General features: G+C 46.6%; 16 protein-coding genes. 9 read left to right on the top strand and 7 right to left on the bottom strand.

Annotated elements, in window-relative coordinates; all coding sequences use genetic code 11:
* Window positions 1–53: 53 nt before the first annotated feature.
* The 5 genes from bamA to rnhB all read left to right on the top strand — a co-directional run bounded on the left by bamA (window position 54) and on the right by rnhB (window position 4,934).
* Window positions 54–2,369: an outer membrane protein assembly factor BamA gene (bamA, locus tag EK22_RS13835; protein ID WP_020157357.1), complete on the top strand. Its 2,316-nt coding sequence runs from the start codon at window positions 54–56 to the stop codon at window positions 2,367–2,369.
* A gap of 104 nt (window positions 2,370–2,473) precedes the next feature.
* Window positions 2,474–2,974 (top strand): OmpH/Skp family outer membrane protein, encoded by a 501-nt coding sequence (locus EK22_RS13830; protein WP_020157356.1) that lies wholly within the window; start codon window positions 2,474–2,476, stop codon window positions 2,972–2,974.
* Between the two features lie 55 nt (window positions 2,975–3,029).
* A complete protein-coding gene (gene fabZ, locus EK22_RS13825; protein WP_036251935.1) occupies window positions 3,030–3,476 on the top strand; it encodes a 3-hydroxyacyl-ACP dehydratase FabZ in 447 nt (148 codons plus the stop codon).
* On the top strand, window positions 3,455–4,249 hold the full coding sequence (lpxA, locus tag EK22_RS13820; protein WP_304413694.1) for an acyl-ACP--UDP-N-acetylglucosamine O-acyltransferase: 795 nt from the start codon (window positions 3,455–3,457) through the stop codon (window positions 4,247–4,249). The genes fabZ and lpxA overlap by 22 nt, the downstream gene beginning before the upstream one ends.
* Before the next feature lie 70 nt (window positions 4,250–4,319).
* Complete coding sequence (gene rnhB / locus EK22_RS13815) at window positions 4,320–4,934, top strand: ribonuclease HII (protein WP_027146960.1); 615 nt, start codon at window positions 4,320–4,322, stop codon at window positions 4,932–4,934.
* A gap of 13 nt (window positions 4,935–4,947) precedes the next feature.
* On the opposite strand, the gene EK22_RS13810 is transcribed toward rnhB, so the two are convergent.
* The 6 genes from EK22_RS13810 to aceE all read right to left on the bottom strand — a co-directional run bounded on the left by EK22_RS13810 (window position 4,948) and on the right by aceE (window position 15,083).
* Window positions 4,948–5,937, bottom strand: coding sequence for a serine/threonine protein kinase (locus EK22_RS13810; RefSeq protein WP_036251930.1), 990 nt, complete (start codon window positions 5,935–5,937; stop codon window positions 4,948–4,950).
* A 190-nt stretch (window positions 5,938–6,127) separates the two neighbouring features.
* The gene (locus tag EK22_RS13805; RefSeq protein ID WP_036251928.1) at window positions 6,128–8,758 is read right to left on the bottom strand and encodes a glycosyltransferase; all 2,631 of its coding nucleotides are present in this window, start codon (window positions 8,756–8,758) and stop codon (window positions 6,128–6,130) included.
* Between the two features lie 618 nt (window positions 8,759–9,376).
* Window positions 9,377–9,589 carry a hypothetical protein gene (locus EK22_RS13795; protein WP_020157348.1) on the bottom strand — a complete coding sequence of 71 codons (213 nt, stop codon included), beginning with the start codon at window positions 9,587–9,589 and terminating at the stop codon, window positions 9,377–9,379.
* 51 nt (window positions 9,590–9,640) lie between these two features.
* Entirely contained in the window at window positions 9,641–11,077 is a 1,437-nt protein-coding gene (gene lpdA / locus EK22_RS13790; RefSeq protein ID WP_020157347.1) for a dihydrolipoyl dehydrogenase, read from the bottom strand.
* A 14-nt stretch (window positions 11,078–11,091) separates the two neighbouring features.
* Entirely contained in the window at window positions 11,092–12,390 is a 1,299-nt protein-coding gene (aceF, locus tag EK22_RS13785) for a dihydrolipoyllysine-residue acetyltransferase (RefSeq protein WP_036251925.1), read from the bottom strand.
* Between the two features lie 14 nt (window positions 12,391–12,404).
* On the bottom strand, window positions 12,405–15,083 hold the full coding sequence (gene aceE, locus EK22_RS13780) for a pyruvate dehydrogenase (acetyl-transferring), homodimeric type (protein WP_051961908.1): 2,679 nt from the start codon (window positions 15,081–15,083) through the stop codon (window positions 12,405–12,407).
* Window positions 15,084–15,762: 679 nt separating this feature from the next.
* Here aceE and EK22_RS13775 point away from each other — a divergent pair.
* The 4 genes from EK22_RS13775 (at window position 15,763) to EK22_RS13760 (ending at window position 19,639) form a co-directional block, all read left to right on the top strand.
* Window positions 15,763–17,037: an NAD(P)/FAD-dependent oxidoreductase gene (locus EK22_RS13775; RefSeq protein WP_027146957.1), complete on the top strand. Its 1,275-nt coding sequence runs from the start codon at window positions 15,763–15,765 to the stop codon at window positions 17,035–17,037.
* Between the two features lie 10 nt (window positions 17,038–17,047).
* The gene (locus EK22_RS13770) at window positions 17,048–17,248 is read left to right on the top strand and encodes a YgaP family membrane protein (protein ID WP_036251923.1); all 201 of its coding nucleotides are present in this window, start codon (window positions 17,048–17,050) and stop codon (window positions 17,246–17,248) included.
* A 113-nt stretch (window positions 17,249–17,361) separates the two neighbouring features.
* On the top strand, window positions 17,362–18,573 hold the full coding sequence (locus EK22_RS13765; protein ID WP_036251920.1) for an argininosuccinate synthase: 1,212 nt from the start codon (window positions 17,362–17,364) through the stop codon (window positions 18,571–18,573).
* 451 nt (window positions 18,574–19,024) lie between these two features.
* Window positions 19,025–19,639: a hypothetical protein gene (locus EK22_RS13760; RefSeq protein ID WP_020157341.1), complete on the top strand. Its 615-nt coding sequence runs from the start codon at window positions 19,025–19,027 to the stop codon at window positions 19,637–19,639.
* A gap of 87 nt (window positions 19,640–19,726) precedes the next feature.
* On the opposite strand, the gene EK22_RS13755 is transcribed toward EK22_RS13760, so the two are convergent.
* Window positions 19,727–20,065: a c-type cytochrome gene (locus EK22_RS13755; RefSeq protein WP_020157340.1), complete on the bottom strand. Its 339-nt coding sequence runs from the start codon at window positions 20,063–20,065 to the stop codon at window positions 19,727–19,729.
* Window positions 20,066–20,239 lie beyond the last annotated feature (174 nt).

Genomic DNA, 20,239 nt, shown 5'->3' with positions numbered 1-20,239 from the left:
TATAATCCTGCGAGTTTTTATACCTGACAATATGTTTTTCATTAGATGTTTACATGAGATCAAATACTTTTTCGCGCTTGCTGTTGCTATTACTACTCGTTTCCCAAGCGGTTAAAGGTGACGAAGAATTTGTTGTTGAGAATATTCAGGTTAAAGGACTTCAGCGTATCTCTGTCGGGACGGTTTATAACTATCTGCCTATTAATGTAGGTGAAAGATTTTCTCTGGACAATGCCGGAGCGGCAATCAGGGCATTGTTCAAAACCGGCTTCTTTAAAGACGTCTCTCTGGAAAGAGAAGGTTCCACGCTGATTGTTAATGTCGTGGAACGCCCATCAATAGCAAAAATCATTTTTGAAGGCAATAAGGACCTCAGCAAGGATGATTTGACCAAAGCCTTAAAGCAGATCGGTTTGGCCGAAGGCAAGGTATTCGACCGGCAGGTGCTCGATAAGGTTGAGCAGGAGTTGAGTCGCCAATATTTCAGTCACGGCAAGTACGGTTTAAAGATCGATACGGAAGTCTCCAACCTGACTCGGAACCGGGTCGGTATTCATATTAAAATCTCCGAGGGACGGGTCGCTAAAATCAAGCAAATCAATATCGTCGGCAATACCGTCTTCGACGACAAAACGCTATTGAGCAAATTCGAATTAAGCACTTCGAACCTTCTATCCTTCTATACTAAAAACGATCAGTATTCCAAGCAGAAATTATCGGCGGATTTGGAAAAATTACGATCTTATTATCTTGATCGCGGCTATATCAATTTTTCGGTGGAGTCCACCCAGGTTGCAATCACGCCGGATAAAAAAGACATCTATGTCACCATCAATGTCAAGGAAGGCGATGTGTATACGCTTGAAAAAGTAAAGTTGGCCGGCAATCTGGTCGTCAACCCGGAAGAGCTTATAAAACTCGTCAAAGTCGGACCCAAGGAAATCTTTTCCAGAAAAAATGCCACGGAGACTTCGAAAGCGATATCCGACCGCTTGGGCGATGAAGGCTATGCGTTCGCAAACGTCAACATGGTGCCGGAAATCAAAGAAGATACTAAAACAGTTGATATGACTTTTTTTGTCGATCCGGGTAAACGCGTTTATGTAAGACGTATCAACATGAGCGGTAATGTTAAAACACGTGATGAAGTATTGCGTCGGGAAATGCGCCAGATGGAATCGAGTTGGGCATCAAGTTCAAAAATTGAGCGATCGAAAACGCGTCTGGAACGATTGGGCTATTTTGAAGAGGTCAATGTTGAAACGCCGCCGGTCCCCGGGACTTCGGATCAGATTGACGTGAATTATTCAGTCGTGGAGAAAGCCTCCGGCAACTTGATGGCCGGGATTGGCTTTTCTCAAACGCAGGGGATCGTCCTGAATGCCAATATTTCTCAGGACAATGTATTTGGTTCCGGCAAGCGCGTGAACCTGACCTTTAACAACAGTGATTATTTCACGCAATACCAGTTCGGCTTTTTTAATCCTTATTTTACATTGGACGGCGTGAGTTTCGGCTACGACCTCGGCTATACAACGCGAGATGCTACGCAAGTCAACCTCGCCAACTACACTACTGATGTTATCAGTACCGGCGTGAACTTCGGTATCCCATTGAATGAATATGACCGGTTGCAGTTTAATACCGACCTAAAGCATACCAAATTAAAAACGACCGACTTTACATCCACTAAAATACGGGATTTCATGAATAAAGAAGGTGATAAGTATCTGACTTTGGCGCCATCGCTGGGATGGACGCACGATACGTTGAATCGGGCGATATTTCCTGACAGAGGCGGACAGCAACGATTTTCTACTTTGGTGACAGTGCCCGGCAGCGATCTCCAGTATTACAAGGTCAGTTATAAACAACAGCAGTATTTCCCCTTGGCCAAGGATTTTACCCTGCGTTTGCATGGAGAGATAGCCTATGGCGACGGTTATGGAAAGACGGATGACCTGCCTTTCTTTGAGAACTATTTTGCCGGTGGTTGGGGATCTGTGCGCGGTTACGATACCAATACATTGGGTCCACGCGATTCGCTAGCCCGTCCTTTTGGTGGCTCAAGTAAGATAATCGGCAATGCCGAGTTGTTTTTCCCCGTACCTTTTATGCCGGAGACTAAATCAATCCGGTTGGGGACTTTTTTTGATGCCGGAACGGTTAGCGACGGTTTTAAAGTTGATAACTTAAGATATTCGGCCGGACTGTCAGGTGAATGGCTGTCACCGTTTGGCGCTTTGTCGGTCAGTATTGCAGTGCCTTTAAATTCGGGTAGGAATGAGTACATTGATAATAATAATGTCACTCAATCCATAGAAGATGACAAAAAATATTTCCAATTTAACTTCGGACAAAATTTTTAGAAGAAGTTTTTGGTTTAATAGGCTTATCCCCTATAATTTAACTAATATATCAACAATTTTTACCAACTATTTAATTTTAACTACAACCGGAGATAGGTTTAACAATGAAAACAAAAATTGCTTTATTTGTAGGACTATTGCTGACTGCGAATGTGAGCTTCGCCGATCTAAAGATCGGTTTTGTCAATATACCGGCTGTTCTTGAAAAAGCTCCACAAGCCGAAAAAGCTAAAAAACGTCTGGAACAGGAATTTTCACCTCGTGATAAGCAGCTGGTTGCCCAGCAAAAGGAAATTCAAAATCTGGAAGAAAAAATGGCCAGGGATGCTTCCGTCATGGGTGAGTCGGAAAGACGGAATCTGGAAAAAGACATTTTAAATAAGAAAAGAGACGCCAAGAGAGCTCAGCAGGAATTTAGCGAGGATTTCAATATCCGTCGCAATGATGAGTTGGGTAAACTGCAACGCCGCATTGTTGAAGCGATCCGTGAAATAGCCAAAGACCAAAATTTCGATTTATTACTGACGGATGGCGTTATCTATGCCAGTGAACAAATCGACGTCACCACTCAAGTTCAAGAAAAACTTTCAAGACTGCCAGATTAATTGTTTGAATTTTCCATGCATATCATTATAACTCTTAAGTGAAGCACTCCCAGCCATGTCTGTTAAGTTAGATATTTTACAAATTCAAGAATTTTTACCTCATCGTTATCCATTTTTATTGGTTGACAAGGTTGTTGAGTGTGAACCTGGAGTAAGATTAGTTGGCGTTAAAAACGTTACTTACAACGAACCGTTCTTTCAAGGTCATTTTCCGCAAAAGCCTATTATGCCTGGCGTGCTGATCCTGGAAGCATTAGCGCAAGCTACGGGATTACTGGCATCGGAAACCGCGCCCGATGTGCTGGGCAAGGGCATGATTTATTATTTGACCGGCATCGACAAGGCTAAATTTAAACGACCGGTTGTGCCTGGCGATCAATTGGTGCTGGAAGCAAAATTTATTAAAAGCAAACGTAATATCTGGGCTTTCGATTGCTGTGCCGAGGTTGAAGGCGAGTTTGTCGCTAGCGCTGAAATCAGATGTGCGGCAGTGGTGGACTAGCTTTGATCGATCCAACGGCCATTATTGATATTAAAGCCGATCTGGCGGGAGATGTCGCTATAGGTCCTTTTTCTGTGATAGGGCCTGATGTCAAAATTGATTCCGGCACAGTTATCGGTCCACATGTGGTTATCAAGGGGCCCACGTCAATCGGTAAGCAGAATCGCATCTATCAGTTCACATCGATAGGCGAGGATCCTCAGGACAAGAAATATGCATCCGAGGTAACCCGACTTGAGATCGGCGACAGGAATACCATTCGGGAATTTACCTCCATGCACAGGGGCACCAAGCAGGATCGCGGCGTGACTCAGATAGGGAATGACAACCTGTTCATGGCATACACACATGTAGCCCATGATTGTATTATCGGCGACCATGTGATTATGGCCAACGGCGCCTCATTAGCCGGGCATGTGCATCTAAATAGCCATGCGATCCTGGGTGGATTCACATTGGTGCATCAGTTTACCCAGATAGGGCAATACAGTTTTGCCGCCATGGGCAGTGCCATCACGCAGGATATTCCGCCGTTTGTTATGGTCGGCGGAAAACCTACCCGTCCTCATGGCATTAATTCAGTCGGCATGGAGCGCAATGGTATTTCTCCAGAAGACATTCGATTAATCAGAAAGGCATATAAGATTATTTACAAAATGAATTTACGGCTGGAAGATGCGATTGAACAAATGGAAGACATGGCGGGGGACAGTAAACAGTTATCCGATATGGTCAGTTTTCTGCGCAATGTGACCCGGGGTATTTTGCGCTGATTGCATGAACAGGCGAAGCAAAAAACAGGTTCAATTATAAATTCTTTTAACTTAATTGATCGCCAATTGTATGGATGACCACTATTCAATAAAACACGCTCAAAAGATCAATATCGCAGGCGTTGATGAGGCTGGTCGAGGGCCGCTGGCAGGCCCTGTTGTTGCTGCTGCTGTCATTTTGGACCCTTTATGTCCGATTGATGGACTGGCCGATTCTAAAAAACTGAGTGAGAGCAAGCGGAACAATCTGTGCAAGATCATTAAGGAAGTCGCTTTGGGTTGGGCAGTGGCGGAAGCCAGTGTCGAAGAGATCGATGAACTGAATATTCTTCAGGCTACGTTGCTGGCCATGCAACGCGCCATAAATGGACTGCCTGTGCGGCCGGACGAGGTTCTGATAGATGGCAATCAACTCCCTGTTTTACCCATGCCTGCTCAGGCCATAGTCAAAGGCGACTGCAAAATAAAGGCCATCAGTGCCGCTTCTATTTTGGCGAAAGTCGAGCGGGATAAAATCATGTGTGATTATCACAAAAGATATCCTGATTTTTCGTTTCATCTGCACAAAGCCTACGGTACTAAACAACACTTGGCCGAGATAGAGCAATTCGGCTATCTGGACGGCGTGCATAGAACGTCGTTCAATCCGGTAAGAAGCATGATACTCAGACAACGGATAAAATAGATCAGTTGTACGGTTAAACCGCTTCCAGAGGTGCTTCATCCATGAGAGCTGTCTGCTCGCGCAATTCAATGATACGATCCTGCCAATAACGCGGCGAACTGAACCAGGGGAATGCCATAGGAAATGCCGGGTCATTCCAGCGTCGCGCAATCCAGGCGGAATAATGAATTAAACGTAATGTGCGTAACGCTTCCACCAAGTGTAATTCGGCAATGTTAAAGTCATAAAAAATTCTGTAACCGGTGAGCAGGTGTTTTAATTGCACGGTCATCTCGGCGCGATCTCCCGCCAATAGCATCCATAAATCCTGAATCGCCGGTCCCATCCTGCAATCGTCAAAATCAACAAAATGCGGGCCATCATCGGTCCATAAGATATTGCCGGGATAACAGTCGCCATGCAGCCGCAAGTAATTCACCTTGCCGGCACGTTCGAAACAGTATCTCACGCTATCCAGCGCATAGGCTGTAACACTGCTGTAAGCATCGATCAAATCTGTTGGGATAAAGTCGTTCGTCAACAGATAGGCTCTCGGTTCATCGCCAAAGCTGTTGATGTCCAGAGTAGGGCGCTCTTTAAAAGGTTTTAATGCGCCGATGGCATGTATACGGCCAATAAACCGCCCCATCCATTCAAGTTTTTCGGGATCTTCCAGTTCAGGAACCCGGCCGCCTTGCCGGGCAAAAACGGAAAAACGAAAGCCGTCTATCCGCTGTAATGTCTTATTGTCGCCAAATGCCATTGCCGGCACGACGGGGATTTCATTTTGAGCCAGTTCCTTTACGAAGCCATGTTCTTCAAGAATAGCGGCATCAGTCCATCGATCAGGCCTGTAAAATTTGCTGACAACGGCCGAACCTTCTTCCATGCCGACCTGATAGACGCGATTTTCATAACTGTTGAGCGGGAGCAGGCGGCCGTCGCTATGCAGACCAATGCGATCGAGTGCATTTAAAATAACATCGGGAGTTAGTGCCGAGAAGGGGGCAAGATTAGTATTCATAAGCTTATTGTAACTTGGAATGCCGTCCCTTGCTGTAAACCGATGCAATAACTACCGTGCATCCAGTGAGTATCAAGTATTCTATAGGGATAGTTGCTCGAAGGAAAATATCATTGCGATACATGCGCGCGGGAGAGATCCGTCATGCCTCCGATATTTTTCAAGAGGCATGACAGTTATCGCGGACAGGTTAGACTACGTCATCCAGTTCTTCGGCCGATTGTAAGGCTTTTTTCGATCGGTAATTTGGCGCTATGCTGATCAGTAACGTCAATAAGGTTGCCGCATAGGGAACAGCCTGTACTGATAGCACAGCTGTCCATAGTCTGCCGCTCAGATTATCGAAATGGTCCAGGGACAACATTAAGGTAATGGCTGCACCTAATAAAATCAGCAATATCAATTCTTGACGTATGGTCATTAAACCTTCGAACAGAGGGCCTTGCTTTTCGTATTTAGGCGTACGCATAAATGGCTTGTTGGATGTGAATAATCCCTGGATCGTGCCCTTGGCGACTGTATGCGTTAGGGCTAACCCAGATAAAGCCGCTCCTAGCGAATGCCAGACCGAACAAGGGACGCGCGCCTGATACAGCCATAAGCCGCGCAGGACTTTAAAGCTGAATATACCGATCGTCGGCAACAGGAAGGCATTGACCGGCAGCTCGCTGTGTGTCGGATCCAGTGCAATAAAGCCGGTCAATATCAGACTTGCCGTGGTAAATAACAAGGCTAACGCATCCGAAAACCAAGGTAACCAGCCAGCCACAAAATAATACCGCTGCGCGGATGTCAGTGGTGATTTTTTCGTAGGCAGGAAGCTGCGCCAATGAGCTTTAATAATCTGCATCGCGCCATATACCCAGCGATACCGCTGAGTCATATAACCGGACATGGTGTCAGGCATCAAGCCGCGTCCGAAGGAATCCTTGACATAGACCGAGTCATAGCCCGCTTCATACAGACGCAGCCCCAGTTCACTGTCTTCACAAATACACCATTCGGCCCACTTACCGACCTTTTCCAAGGCCGATTTCCGAATCATGGTCATTGTGCCGTGCTGGATAATGGCATTGTATTCATTCCTTTGTACCATGCCGATATTGAAGAAACCGGCATATTCCCAGTAACAGAAGGCTTTGAAAGTGCTCACATGCAGGTCACGGTAGTCTTGGGGCGATTGTACGAAGCCGACGTTTTCATTGTCGAAATAGGGCACCATGCATTTGAGCCAATCAGGTGAAAGAATATAATCGCTGTCGATGACAGCGATGATTTCAGCATCTTCAGCGGTTTGTTCGAGCGCATGATTGATCGCGCCAGCTTTAAAGCCCGGCCAGTTTTCCAGATGAAAGAAGCGGAATCTTGGCCCCAGGCGCTCGCAGTCATCACGCACCGGCTCCCAAACCGCAGGGTCCGTGGTGTTATTATCCATGACCAGCACTTCCAGATTGGGGTAATCGACTACCGCCAGCGCTTCAAGCGTTTTGCGCACCATGGCCGGCGGTTCATTGTGGATAGGCAGATGCAGCGATACTTTCGGGTATCTGAAATCAGGTCCCGGCGTCAGCGGTTCGAAGGTCCTGGCGGTTTTTTTATGCCATACCACTTCCGCGATCTCCAGGCTTTCAATCATCAGGATAATCACCGCCAATATCTGCATCAATATCAGTATGACCCAGAAGGCGATAGTGAGAGGCGAGTGGTATTGTTGGGCGCCAATTGACGCGGACCAGAAAATTACCGATGCAGCAAGGTTGGCCATGACGCCGAAAAAAACCATACCGGGCAGTTTGATGCTACGGCGCGTGAACAGGAAGACAGCCATTAATAAGACACTGAAAATGGCCGCACCTGCCGCCCAGTGTTTCCAGGCCGGCAAGGCCAGTACGTCGCCCTCTAATGGGAATTTCGGTTTACGGTCGGCATCGAACACGCCCCAATAAGCGCCGGCAGAACCTTCCAGTGCCATTTTCCAGGGTTGGTCAAAGGCTTCAACTATGTAGTAAACGAGTTTTTCATCTGTGGCGCGGTTCAGGAATTCGCGTAGGAATTTTGCTTGGTTGGACCGCGATGCCGTTGCGTGCTTGAAAGGTTGGCCATTCGACGGCCAGCCTACTTCGGTAATAACGATAGGCTTATTCGGATAGTGTTGCTTCAGTTCATTATAACGGTAAAAAACATAATCAACCGCATCATCGATATTAATTCCTTCCCAATAGGGCAGGATGTGAACTGCGATGTAATCTACTTCATCGACTAAATCCGGATGTTTAAGCCATAGATCCCATGTTTCAGCAGTGCTGACCGGCCGCCAGGTACGTTTACGCACCTCGCGTAAATATTCAATCAACTGTTGCTTGGCTTGCATCTGTTGCTCTTCATTCTTCTGGTGGCGCAGCAGAAACTCATTGCCAACCAAGAGTCTGACGATTTTGGGATTGTCCTGGCGACTGACTTGAATAAGAGTTTCGATTTCTTGCCGATTCGCTTCCAAGTCATCATCAATCCAAGCGCCGAGCGATACATTTAAGTTGTGTTTGGCGGCGAGTCCGGGAATTTTATCTTGTCCTCTTAATACGCTATAGGTACGGACGGCATGTACTTTTCCGGAAAGCAGAGCCAGATCTTCCTCGATTTCAGCTGTAGTGGGAAATTGATTGTTTTCCGGAGAATGGTTTTTTCGCCTGGGATCGAAGGTCAATCCCATCATGGGCTTGTTCCATGACTTTAACTGCAAGGGGTTATTGGTGTAGCTCCAAATACTGAAATTTATGACGACTAGCAAGGCGAGTGCAATAACAGTAACTATTTTTTTCATTCAGTTGCTCGAAAATTAACGCTAAAGCGAAAAAATTTTGGGTTGAGGGACTTGTAGGGTATACGGCTATTATTTATGTAAACTTAATTAACCATGGGTGGAGTAAACAATCATTCCTTTGGTGAATCGAAATGACTGATTTTGATGGTTCTTTTAAGTTTTTTGATGGTTCTTTTAAGTTTATGGAATGTGTCGAATCGATTTAACCACCATTTTACACCTGTTCCAAAACTGACAAGAATTTATTTGCTGGCGTTGCGCATGGAGCGCTTTTTTCCGTGCTTGCGGCACTTTATTAAATCAATCTTAATTCACTCACGAGTAGCAATAAGTGAGCGGTTATGCATCGCATGCTGTTTGCCTGCCGGCTTTACGTTCTGACTGGCATCCCGGGACTAATCCGCTTGCGGCTGCGTGACCTTATTCAGTCGGGTAAGAGGAGTTATAAATCCTGCTTCACGCCAGGTTTTAAATTAGGCCAGTGACTGAAAGCAAACACCCAGACCATTATAATGTTAACGACCGGTATCAATAGGCAGAAAACCCAAGCCTTATGCAAGCCTGCTTTATCCAGTATTTTGGCTCCCAACCATAAGACGAAAGCAACGAACACGATTATCAGGGCCGCTTCCATTTCATCCCTCCATCAATGTCTTTTTGATTGGGCCAGGGCGCAAAGGCAAGCTGCAAAAAAATCAGCAACAATCCAAATCCAGGCAAGAACACCAATAATGCCCATGCCGGATGGAAGCCCGCTTTTCTGTAAATCAGACCAACGGGCAGGACTATCATTAAGCCGACAATAATGACGCGACCTATTTCAGGGAACATATTCTTTAACGGATATGATGAATGGAAGCTGAATATTTATTAAAATTGAGCTTAATCCTTTTTTATGTAAAGGTCGGTGATCGTACCGGCAATCATTTCGGCGGCAAAAGCGAAAGTTTCGGATAGTGTCGGGTGAGCGTGCACGGTTAAGCTGATATCTTCCGCATCGGCGCCCATTTCCAAAGCCAGTACCGCTTCGGCGATTAATTCGCCGGCATTGGGCCCTACTATGCCGGCTCCGAGAATCCTGCCAGTCTCTTTTTCGCAGAGTATTTTAGTCAAGCCTTCCTTGCGCCCCAGGCTTAACGAGCGACCGCTGGCCGCCCACGGAAAAATGGCCCTGTCGTACTCGACGCCTTGCTGTTTAGCCTGATTCTCAGTCAATCCCATCCAGGCTACTTCGGGGTCCGTATAAGCAACGGAAGGGACGGTTAATGCATCAAACCCGGCTTTTAAGCCGGCAGCCACTTCCGCGGCAATTTTGCCTTCATGGCTCGCTTTATGGGCCAGCATGGGGTTGCCGACTATATCGCCTATGGCAAAGATATGCGGGACATTGGTGCGTTGTTGTTTGTCGACGGCGATAAATCCCATGTCATCAACCTGGACACCTGCTTGTTCGGCAGCAATGGACTTGCCGTTTGGCCTGCGCCCTACGGCTACCAGAACCGCATCGTATAGATCTGAATCAGGAGCGCCTTTACCCTCAAAAGACACTTTCAAGCCTTCTTTAAGCGCTTCAACAGAGGATACGCGTGTTTCAAGCCAGATGTTTTTGTATTGTTTTTTAATACGTCGATACAAAGGCGTAACCAGATCGTTATCGCAGCCAGGTATGATTTGATCCATCAGTTCAACAACACTGATTTCCGAACCCAAGGCATGATAGACGGTGGCCATTTCCAGTCCGATAATACCGCCGCCGACAATCAGCAATTTTTTCGGAATCTCTCTTAATGCTAGTGCATCGGTTGAATTCCACAAACGCGGGTCATCGTTAGGGAAGGTCGGTATTTTGGTCGCATGTGATCCTGCGGCTATAATGGCTTGATCAAAACGGATGGTTTGTGCGCCGGCTTCGGCTTGTACTTCGAGCGTATTGGCTGAAGTAAATTTGCCGGTGCCCTGTATCACGTTTATTTTGCGCTGTTTTGCCAATCGAGCCAGACCATCATTCAAAGCGCCTGATACGCTTTCTTTCCATGCGCGAATCTTGTCGATATCGAACGTTGGCTTGCCATAATGGACGCCGTGATGTTCGAATTCCTCCGCTTCATGGACGATCTGTGCAATATGCAGTAAGGCTTTGGATGGAATACATCCGACATTCAGGCAAACGCCACCTAAAACGGCATGACGTTCGACCAGTACCACCTGTTTACCCAAATCAGCCGCGCGGAAAGCGGCTGTGTAGCCGCCGGGGCCGCCGCCCAGCACCAGAACTTCTGCGTGCAGTGATTCATCATTAATCGCCGGATTAACATCCATCTTATTTCCCCTGATTAAAGTAGCAAGCGACGAATATCGCTTAAGTTTTGTTTGATGACTGCCATGAAACGAGCACCTTCCGCGCCATCAATCACGCGGTGATCATAAGTCAGATCCAGAGGCAACATCAGGCGAGGTATAAATTCCTGTCCATTCCATACTGGCTGCATTTTAGAGCGGGTAACGCCGAGAATAGCTACTTCAGGAGCATTAACAATAGGTGTGAAAGCCGTGCCGCCGATACCGCCGAGACTGGAAATCGTGATACAGCCACCTTGCATATCCGCCGGCATAAGCTTGCCTTGACGCGCTTTTTCGCTTTTTTCAGCCAGTTCAGTCGATAATTCGTTGATGCCTTTCGTATCGACATCGCGAATCACTGGCACGACAAGGCCGTTCGGTGTGTCGACTGCAATGCCAATATTGAAATATTTCTTATAGATCAATTTTTCGCCGTCGGCAGATAAAGAGGCGTTGAACTGAGGGAATTGCTGCATGGCGGCAACCAGAGCCTTGATGATAAATACCAATCCGGTGATTTTTGTGCCGCCAGCTGCTTTTTCGGTGTTGAGCGTATTGCGGAATGCCTCCATTTCCGTAATATCAACCTCTTCATGATACGTGACCATTGGCAGGTTCAACCAGGCGCGACTCAGATTTTGTCCAGTCAAACGTTTTATTTTGCTGAGCTTTTGTTCTTCAATGGCGCCGAACTGGGAAAAATCTACCGCCGGTATTGGTGGAATTCCCGCGCCGCCTTGAGCAAAACCTTCCGTCATCATTTGTTTGACGAAGCTTTTTACGTCTTCTTTTAATATGCGTCCTTTCCGGCCGCTGCCTTTTGTGATTTTGCTGATATCCACGCCCAGTTCACGGGCAAAAAGCCGGACAGCCGGCGTGGCATGCGCGACTTTGGCGGGGGAGGGTTCTGCAATTGGCTCAGGTGCGGATACAGGCTCTGGAGCTGGCTTGGATTGGGGGGGCGCTTGAACTGGTTGTTCGGGTGCCTTTTTTTCCGGAGCGACTTCTTTGGATTCTGGTTGTGCCGGTTTTTCAGCGGCAGCCTGCTCCGTACTTGGCGACACAGTTGCAATTAATGAACCTTCCGAGACTTTATCGCCGACCTTTATAAATACTTCTTGTACAGTACCTGCCGCGCTGGCGGGCAGGTCCATACTGGCCTTATCGGTTTCCAGTACTGCCAGAGTCTGATCCAGTTGTATAACATCACCTGGTTTAACCAGGACATCTATAACATCGATATCCGAGAAATTGCCAACATCAGGCACTTTTAATTCGATTAGAGAAGCCATTTTGATTCCTTTTCTCAAGTTAACCAGGGAGCCGTAACATCGGGAGCTATGCCGTACTTGGCAATGGCCACCTCTACTTTTGCCGGGTCAAATTGTCCCAAATCCGCCAGGCTTTTCAGGGCCGCAACGGCAATATGATAACGATCAACTTCAAAGAATCGGCGCAGTTGCTCTCGCGTATCGGAGCGGCCAAAACCGTCGGTGCCGAGCACGGTATAAGGCGCTTTGATATAAGCCCGAATTTGATCGGCAAAAGCACGGTTATAATCACTGGCGGCAATGACTGGTCCTTGAGCATTGTTCAGGCAGTTGGCGACATGCGATTGTTTCGGAGTTTCGGTCGGATGCAACCGGTTCCAGCGCTCGCAGGCCCGACCCTCTCTCGACAGTTCGGTAAAACTCGGACAACTCCACAGATCGGATTCGACGTTCCAATCATTACGTAATAATTCAGCGGCAAACTCGACTTCACGGAAAATAGTCCCCGAACCCAGTAATTGTACTCGCGGATTATTTTGTCCGGCGCCGCGGCGGAAGCAGTACATGCCCTTAATGATATCCTGTTCTATACCTTTGGGCATCGCCGGATGGGCATAGTTCTCATTCATCACGGTAATGTAATAGAACACGTTTTCCTGTTCGACATACATTCGCCGCAGACCGTCTTGAATGATTACTGCCAGCTCATAGGCATACGTTGGGTCGTAGGAGACACAATTGGGTACGGTCGCTGCAATCAAATGGCTGTGCCCGTCTTCATGCTGTAGACCCTCGCCATTCAATGTCGTTCTTCCAGCTGTGCCACCCAGCAGGAAGCCACGAGTACATTGGTCGGCGCCAGCCCAGATCAGGTCGCCCACACGCTGAAAACCGAACATGGAGTAATAGATGAAAAACGGAATCATCGGCACGCCATGGGTCGAATAAGAGGTGCCCGCAGCAATCCAGTCACAAAGGCCGCCGGCTTCATTGATGCCTTCCTGCAGTACCTGACCGTGCTTGTCTTCTTTATAGAACATGAGCTGGTCGGCATCCTGCGGCGTATATAATTGTCCGACTTGTGACCAGATGCCCAGTTGTCTGAACATGCCTTCCATGCCGAAGGTGCGCGATTCGTCAGGTACGATAGGAACGATGCGTTTGCCGATATTCTTGTCTTTGATCAGTATGTTGAGCAGGCGCACGAAAGCCATGGTTGTCGAAAATTCGCGACCTTCGCCGCCGGCTTCCAGTAGCGGTTTAAAGTCCGCCAGTACCGGCACATCCAGCGCATGGGATTTAGTTCTTCTAAAGGGTAAATGGCCGCCTAAGTTAAGGCGCCGTTGCTTCATGTATTCCTTCTCTTTCGAACCCTCGGGGAAAGTGAGATAAGGTAAGTCATTCAGCTCTTCGTCAGAGACAGGCAGTTCATAGCGATCGCGGAACCGGGTCAGCGAAATTAAACTCATCTTTTTCTGTTGATGAGTAATATTCTGCGCTTGTCCCGACTCGCCCATGCCGTAACCTTTAATGGTTTTAGCCAGAATAACAGTCGGCTGTCCTGTATGGTTGGAAGCGGCATGGAAAGCCGCATAAATTTTGGCAGGATCATGGCCGCCACGATTTAATTCCCAGATGTCGCGGTCAGACCAGTCGGAAACCATGGCCTTCAGTTCGGGCGTGTTAAAGAAATGCTCGCGTACATAGGCGCCGTCTTTGGCTTTAAAAGTCTGATAGTCGCCATCGACACACTCCATCATGCGCGCTACCAGTAAACCGTCTTTATCGCGTGCCAGCAGCGGATCCCAATGATGCCCCCAGACCAGCTTGATCACATTCCAGCCGGCGCCGCGGAATTCGCTTTCCAGTTCCTGGATGATTTTGCCGTTGCCACGTACCGGGCCGTCGAGTCGCTGCAAGTTGCAGTTGATGACAAAAATAAGATTATCCAGTTTTTCACGGCCGGCCATGCCGATTGCGCCCAATGATTCTGGTTCGTCTGTTTCACCGTCGCCGAGAAAGGCCCAGACTTTTCGTCCTGTCGTATCGGCAAGGCCCCGGTCCTGTAAATAGCGCATGAAGCGTGCCTGATAAATGGCCATAATCGGGCCTAATCCCATCGACACGGTCGGGAACTGCCAAAAATCGGACATCAGCCAGGGATGGGGGTATGAGGATAAACCGTTGCCATTGACTTCCTGGCGATAGTTATCAAGCTGTTCCTCGGTGAGTCGCTCCAGCAAAAATGCACGGGCATAATCACCCGGGGCTGAATGGCCCTGAGTAAAAATCAAGTCGCCATCGTGCTGCTCGGATGGGGCATGCCAGAAATGGTTGTAGCCGACATCGTATAAAGTCGATGCCGATGCAAAGCTGGCGATGTGGCCGCCGACATTAGTATGTCTATTGGCTCTTAGTACCATCATCATTGCATTCCAGCGGACATAAGAGCGGATTTTATACTCTATCGTGGTATTGCCGGGGAACTGTGCTTGTTGGGCAACGGGAATGGTATTGATATAGGCGGTGTTGGCGCTGAATGGAATGTCCAGACCAGCGTGACGGGTTGCGGCGACTAATTGCTCAATCAGAAAATGTGCGCGAGCACCGCCTTCCCGCTCTAATACGGCTTGCAGAGCTTCAATCCATTCTTTGGTTTCTGCCGGATCGACGTCATCCTGCCCGGTAATCTCTGAAATTAAAGTTTTGTTCATGTCTGATCCTAATTGGAGCGGGTATACATAGCTTATTAAAATTATTATTTGGAATTGTATCCAGTGATTTTGCCGTAATTTTTACAGGCTTAAAATTGCGAGTCCAGAAACAACATGACTGTAAATCAAGGTCAAAATATGCCGATGATAGCTAAAGGCGAAGCCCCACACCAGCTGTCAAGCCGGATAAAATAGCATTTTTGACGCCAAAATTAAATAGTGAATGGTTTATATTTAAGTGTTTATCAAGCTCGACTCTTTTCTTATTTACAAAGTATTATGCATTTGGTACCAGTTGTTATGAATAAGGATTTGGTTGTAAATAATCTTCCTGTTTAAACATCGTTCGCGAGCGATGCGCTTCACTGCGTCGCCTAGTGAGCCTGCTTTTGGTCGGTACATTCCATGCAAGATTCTAATTTCAGGAAGTCATTTTTAGCCAAATCCTAAGTGCATAAATTGTGAGTCCGTAGATCCGAAGTGTGATTCGGATTGATGATATAGAGCCTGAATGAGAGCAGGCAAAAAAACGAAAGCTATAAAATTGTACACAAAATTAGAATATGCTAATATTCTATTTCAGTATTGTTCTTACAGTTAAACAGGCGCAATATAGTCTTGGATTATGTTGATTATTATTTAAAGCAAAAATGTAAAACAACCAGCAAGAGGGTGTAACATGGCTCGTATAGTGATTTTAGGTGCCGGTATTGGCGGCGTACCGATGGCTTATGAAATGAAGGAAACAGTAGGGAAAAATCATGATGTGATTGTGATTTCCGATACGCCTACATTTCATTTCGTGCCATCGAATCCTTGGGTTCCACCTCGGTGGCGTAAGCCGGAAGAGCTGAAGATTGAATTGGCGCCGGTTATGAAAAAGAAAGGTATAGAGTTCATCCAAAAAGCAGCATCAAAAGTTGATCCTGCAAACAATCAGGTACAACTGGTAGATGGTTCTGCCGTGCCTTATGATTTCCTGGTTATTGCGACCGGCCCCCGCCTGGCATTCGATGAAGTGCCCGGATTGGGTCCTGAGGGCTATACTTCATCGGTCTGCCATGTCGATCATGCTGAAGTTGCAGTCCGTGATTGGGATAAATTCATGGAAAATCCGGGCCCTATTGTTATCGGCGCAGTCCAGGGCGCATCCTGCTATGGTCCTGCGTATGAGTATTTAATGATTATTGAAACGGAATTGCGTAAACGTAAGATTCGCGATAAGGTGCCGATGACTTTTGTCACGGCTGAGCCGTATATCGGTCATTTGGGTCTGGGTGGTGTAGGCGATACCAAAGGATTGCTTGAAAGCGCACTGCGGGATAAGAGCATTAAGTGGATAACCAATGCCAAAGTCGACAGGATTGAGGATGGCATGATGTATGTCACGGAAGTCGATGATGAAGGCAAGGAAAAGAAAAAACACGAGTTGCCGTTTAAGCATTCGATGATGTTGCCTGCTTTCACCGGCGTTGATGCGGTACGTAATGTCGATGTGTCAGGCTTGGTGAACCCGCGCGGTTTTGTTCTGGTGGATGAACATCAGCGCAATCCAACCTTCAAAAACATCTATTCAGTCGGTGTCTGTATCGCGATTCCGCCGGTTGAACCAACGCCGGTACCAGTAGGTGCGCCAAAAACCGGCTATATGATTGAATCCATGGTAACGGCGACTGCCCATAATATCGCCAGTGAACTGGAGGGCAAGGAGCCGACTTATGTGGCTACGTGGAATGCTCTGTGTCTGGCTGATTTTGGCGATTCCGGTGTCGCGTTTATGGCCAAGCCGCAAATCCCGCCGCGAAATGTGACTTGGTCATCGGAAGGCAAGTGGGTGCATCTGGCGAAAATCGGTTTCGAGAAATATTTTATGCGCAAGATCAGAAAAGGCATCAGTGAGCCGTTTTACGAGAGACTGATGCTTAAGTTGATGGGTGTTGTACGCTTAAAGTAGAGGAGAATAGATGACTATTGATCGCATGGTGTTTGCTGTGGCGGGCAGCTTTATTCTGATCAGTCTGCTGCTGGCGCATTATCATTCTGAAAACTGGCTGTGGTTTACGGCGTTTGTCGGGGCAAACTTATTGCAGTCGGCTTTCACTGGTTTTTGCCCATTGGCTATGGTATTAAAAAAGCTGGGCTTTAAGTCCGGCTGCGCTTTTTAAACATAGTGTTTGCAGAAACGTAGCGGCATGTGAATCTTCGCTAGCTTCGTTTCTGCGGCAAACTTTGTTTTCCGGTATAATTCACCTATTTTTTAACTCAAGGTTAAGGCGTTATGTCGGAAATCAATAAAGTAGTACTGGCTTATTCCGGAGGTTTGGATACTTCGGTCATTCTCAAATGGTTACAGGATGTTTATTCCTGCGAGGTTGTCACTTTCACTGCCGATCTGGGCCAGGGTGAAGAGGTCGAGCCGGCCCGGGCCAAGGCGCAAGCACTGGGCATCAAGGAAATCTATATTGAAGATCTGCGTGAGGATTTCGCGCGCGACTATGTTTTTCCGATGTTCCGGGCCAATACGATTTATGAAGGTGAATATCTGCTCGGCACATCGATTGCCCGTCCTTTAATCGCCAAACGGCTCATTGAAATCGCCAATGAAACCGGCGCCAGCGCGATTGCTCATGGCGCAACCGGTAAAGGCAATGATCAGGTACGCTTTGAGCTGGGCGCCTATGCTCTGCGTCCTGACATTCAAGTTATCGCACCCTGGCGCGAATGGGATTTAACTTCCCGGCAGAAACTGCTGGCTTATGCTGAACAGCATGGCATTCCGGTTGAAATGAAGAAAGGCAAGGCATCGCCTTATTCAATGGATGCCAATCTGCTGCATATTTCCTATGAGGGCCGAATTCTGGAAAATCCCTGGACCGAGCCTGAAGAAGATATGTGGCGCTGGACCGTTTCGCCCGAAGCGGCCCCTGATCAGCCGACTTATATCGAATTAACATATCGTCAGGGCGATATTGTTGCGATAGATGACGTTCCTCATACGCCTGCCGAAGTCTTGCAGAAGTTAAACAAAATTGCCGGAGAAAACGGCATAGGTCGTCTCGATATCGTCGAAAACCGTTATGTTGGCATGAAATCGCGAGGTTGCTATGAAACACCGGCCGGCACCGTCATGCTGAAAGCGCATCGTGCGATTGAATCATTAACCCTGGACCGCGAAGTGGCACATCTGAAGGATGAATTAATGCCGCGCTACGCGTCGTTGATCTATAACGGCTACTGGTGGAGCCCCGAGCGCAAGATGTTGCAGCAAATGATCGATGCGTCTCAGGAGCATGTTAATGGCAAAGTCAGACTGAAACTTTACAAAGGCAATGTCATCGTGGTCGGTCGGTTATCTGAAGCTGATAGTCTGTTTGATGAAAGTATTGCTACATTCGAAGAAGATGAAGGTGCTTACAATCAAAAGGATGCTGAAGGCTTTATCAAGTTGAACGCATTGAGGTTGAGAATAGCAGCTAAAAGAAAACGCTGACTCAAGAATTCAGTCGTATGGATTTAGTCTGTACGGCTATCCTTTGCATTTTAATAGGGTAAGAATGCTTTCGTTTTCTTAATTTATTTTTTTAATAATAAATAACACGTATACCCGTAAGGGTATGCGTATGGGCTGTCGATCCACTACATGGACAGGAGAAAGCAGTCAGTCATTTCCTCTGTTCACTCTGTTCTTGATGATGAGCTTCTTGCGGTCGCGGTTCCCCATGTCAGGATACGAAATGAACTTTTGGCCAAAAGGTCGGCGATGCATTGAATATTTGCGATGAAGTTGATCGGTGGTGAAGGCTATTCCATAAAACACAGGACAAATTGCATTAAACTTGTATAATTACCTGATTAGGTAGTGGTGCTACCAAATTATAAAAATAATATTTTTTCGGCCGGACATTGTTTTTCATTGGCTCCCGGTTGAGAGGAAGTGAATAATGAGCGATATGCGAGAGATAAATTCAGAGATTATTGATGCTCATGGGCGTCGCTCTGTGATTCTGCAAACAATACCGTCGCACCAGGGATTAATGAAAATTAACAAGTTGTTGCTGATTGTAGTGTTTATCTTGATGACTGTTGTTTTTATATTAGGCTTTTTATTATTTCCCGCGCACGATGTTATGCCTAATTATAAAAAAATCACGCCTTCCGAAATCTATACCTCCGGAATGAATTCGGTGTTATCTGCTGAAGTTAATACGTTAAAAGGGCAACTTATCGGTTTGGTCAGTGGTTCAATAGAAAGTAAACTAAGAATTTTGGAAGAGAGTATACGCTTGGGCGCTGTTTCGAGTTCTTTGGGGACAATAGAAGATTTAAAGAATGATGTAAGAGTATTGCGATCTTATTCAGATTCCGCTAAAAAAGAGCCGGCGGAAATTGACAGTGAGCGACTCATGCAGGAAATGTCGCACCTGAAAAACCTTATCTATCTTAGCCTTGCTTCTTGTGGATTGATGCTTGCCGCAATTGCCGGAATCTGGATCAGAAACAGTAACCGGTTACCTTATAATAAGGAAGTAAAAAGGGGATATTTAGGTAAGCGTTGAATTTTGTTGATAGAAATAAAAAAGCCACCCTAATATAAATTAGGGTGGCTTTTTTTATGTTCGTCTATCTAGGGGATAGATAGCTTATTATTTGCTGCCCAGATATGCATATAAAGCGTCAAGAGCTTGATCTTCGCTATAACCTGCTTTTTTGACGGGACCAACAGCCATGATAGCATCCATGGCTTTTGGCATGCCGCCTTTACCTTCTCTAATAACAGTTTCGAAAGTGGCTCTGTCCAGTTTTCCGGATTTAACTAATTCGAACAATTGTGGATTTGAAGCGATGTCATGGCAAGTGCCGCAGCCACGACCGAAAGCGCGGTCATAGATTTTTTGGCCGACTTTGATATCTTCCTGAGCAAATGCTTGTGAGCTTAAAGCGATTAAAGCAATGCCCGCTAATGAACCTAATGATTTTTTCATATTGACCTCTCTTGGTGATTAAAAAAGACTGCAATATTTTACTAAATACAGCCCAATTAAAAGTTAAACCCGCAAAGGATAGGGAATTTAGCAATAAAATTCAATCCTTTTTATTAAAATATATATTTATTATTTGCTTGGGGTCTATTATCAATAAATTGTATGAATAATAAC

The organism is Methylobacter sp. BBA5.1 (genome assembly GCF_000746145.1).
Taxonomy (GTDB): domain Bacteria; phylum Pseudomonadota; class Gammaproteobacteria; order Methylococcales; family Methylomonadaceae; genus Methylobacter; species Methylobacter marinus.
The sequence above is the reverse complement of the archived record's forward strand: the minus strand, read 5'-3'. Positions and strand labels throughout refer to the sequence as shown.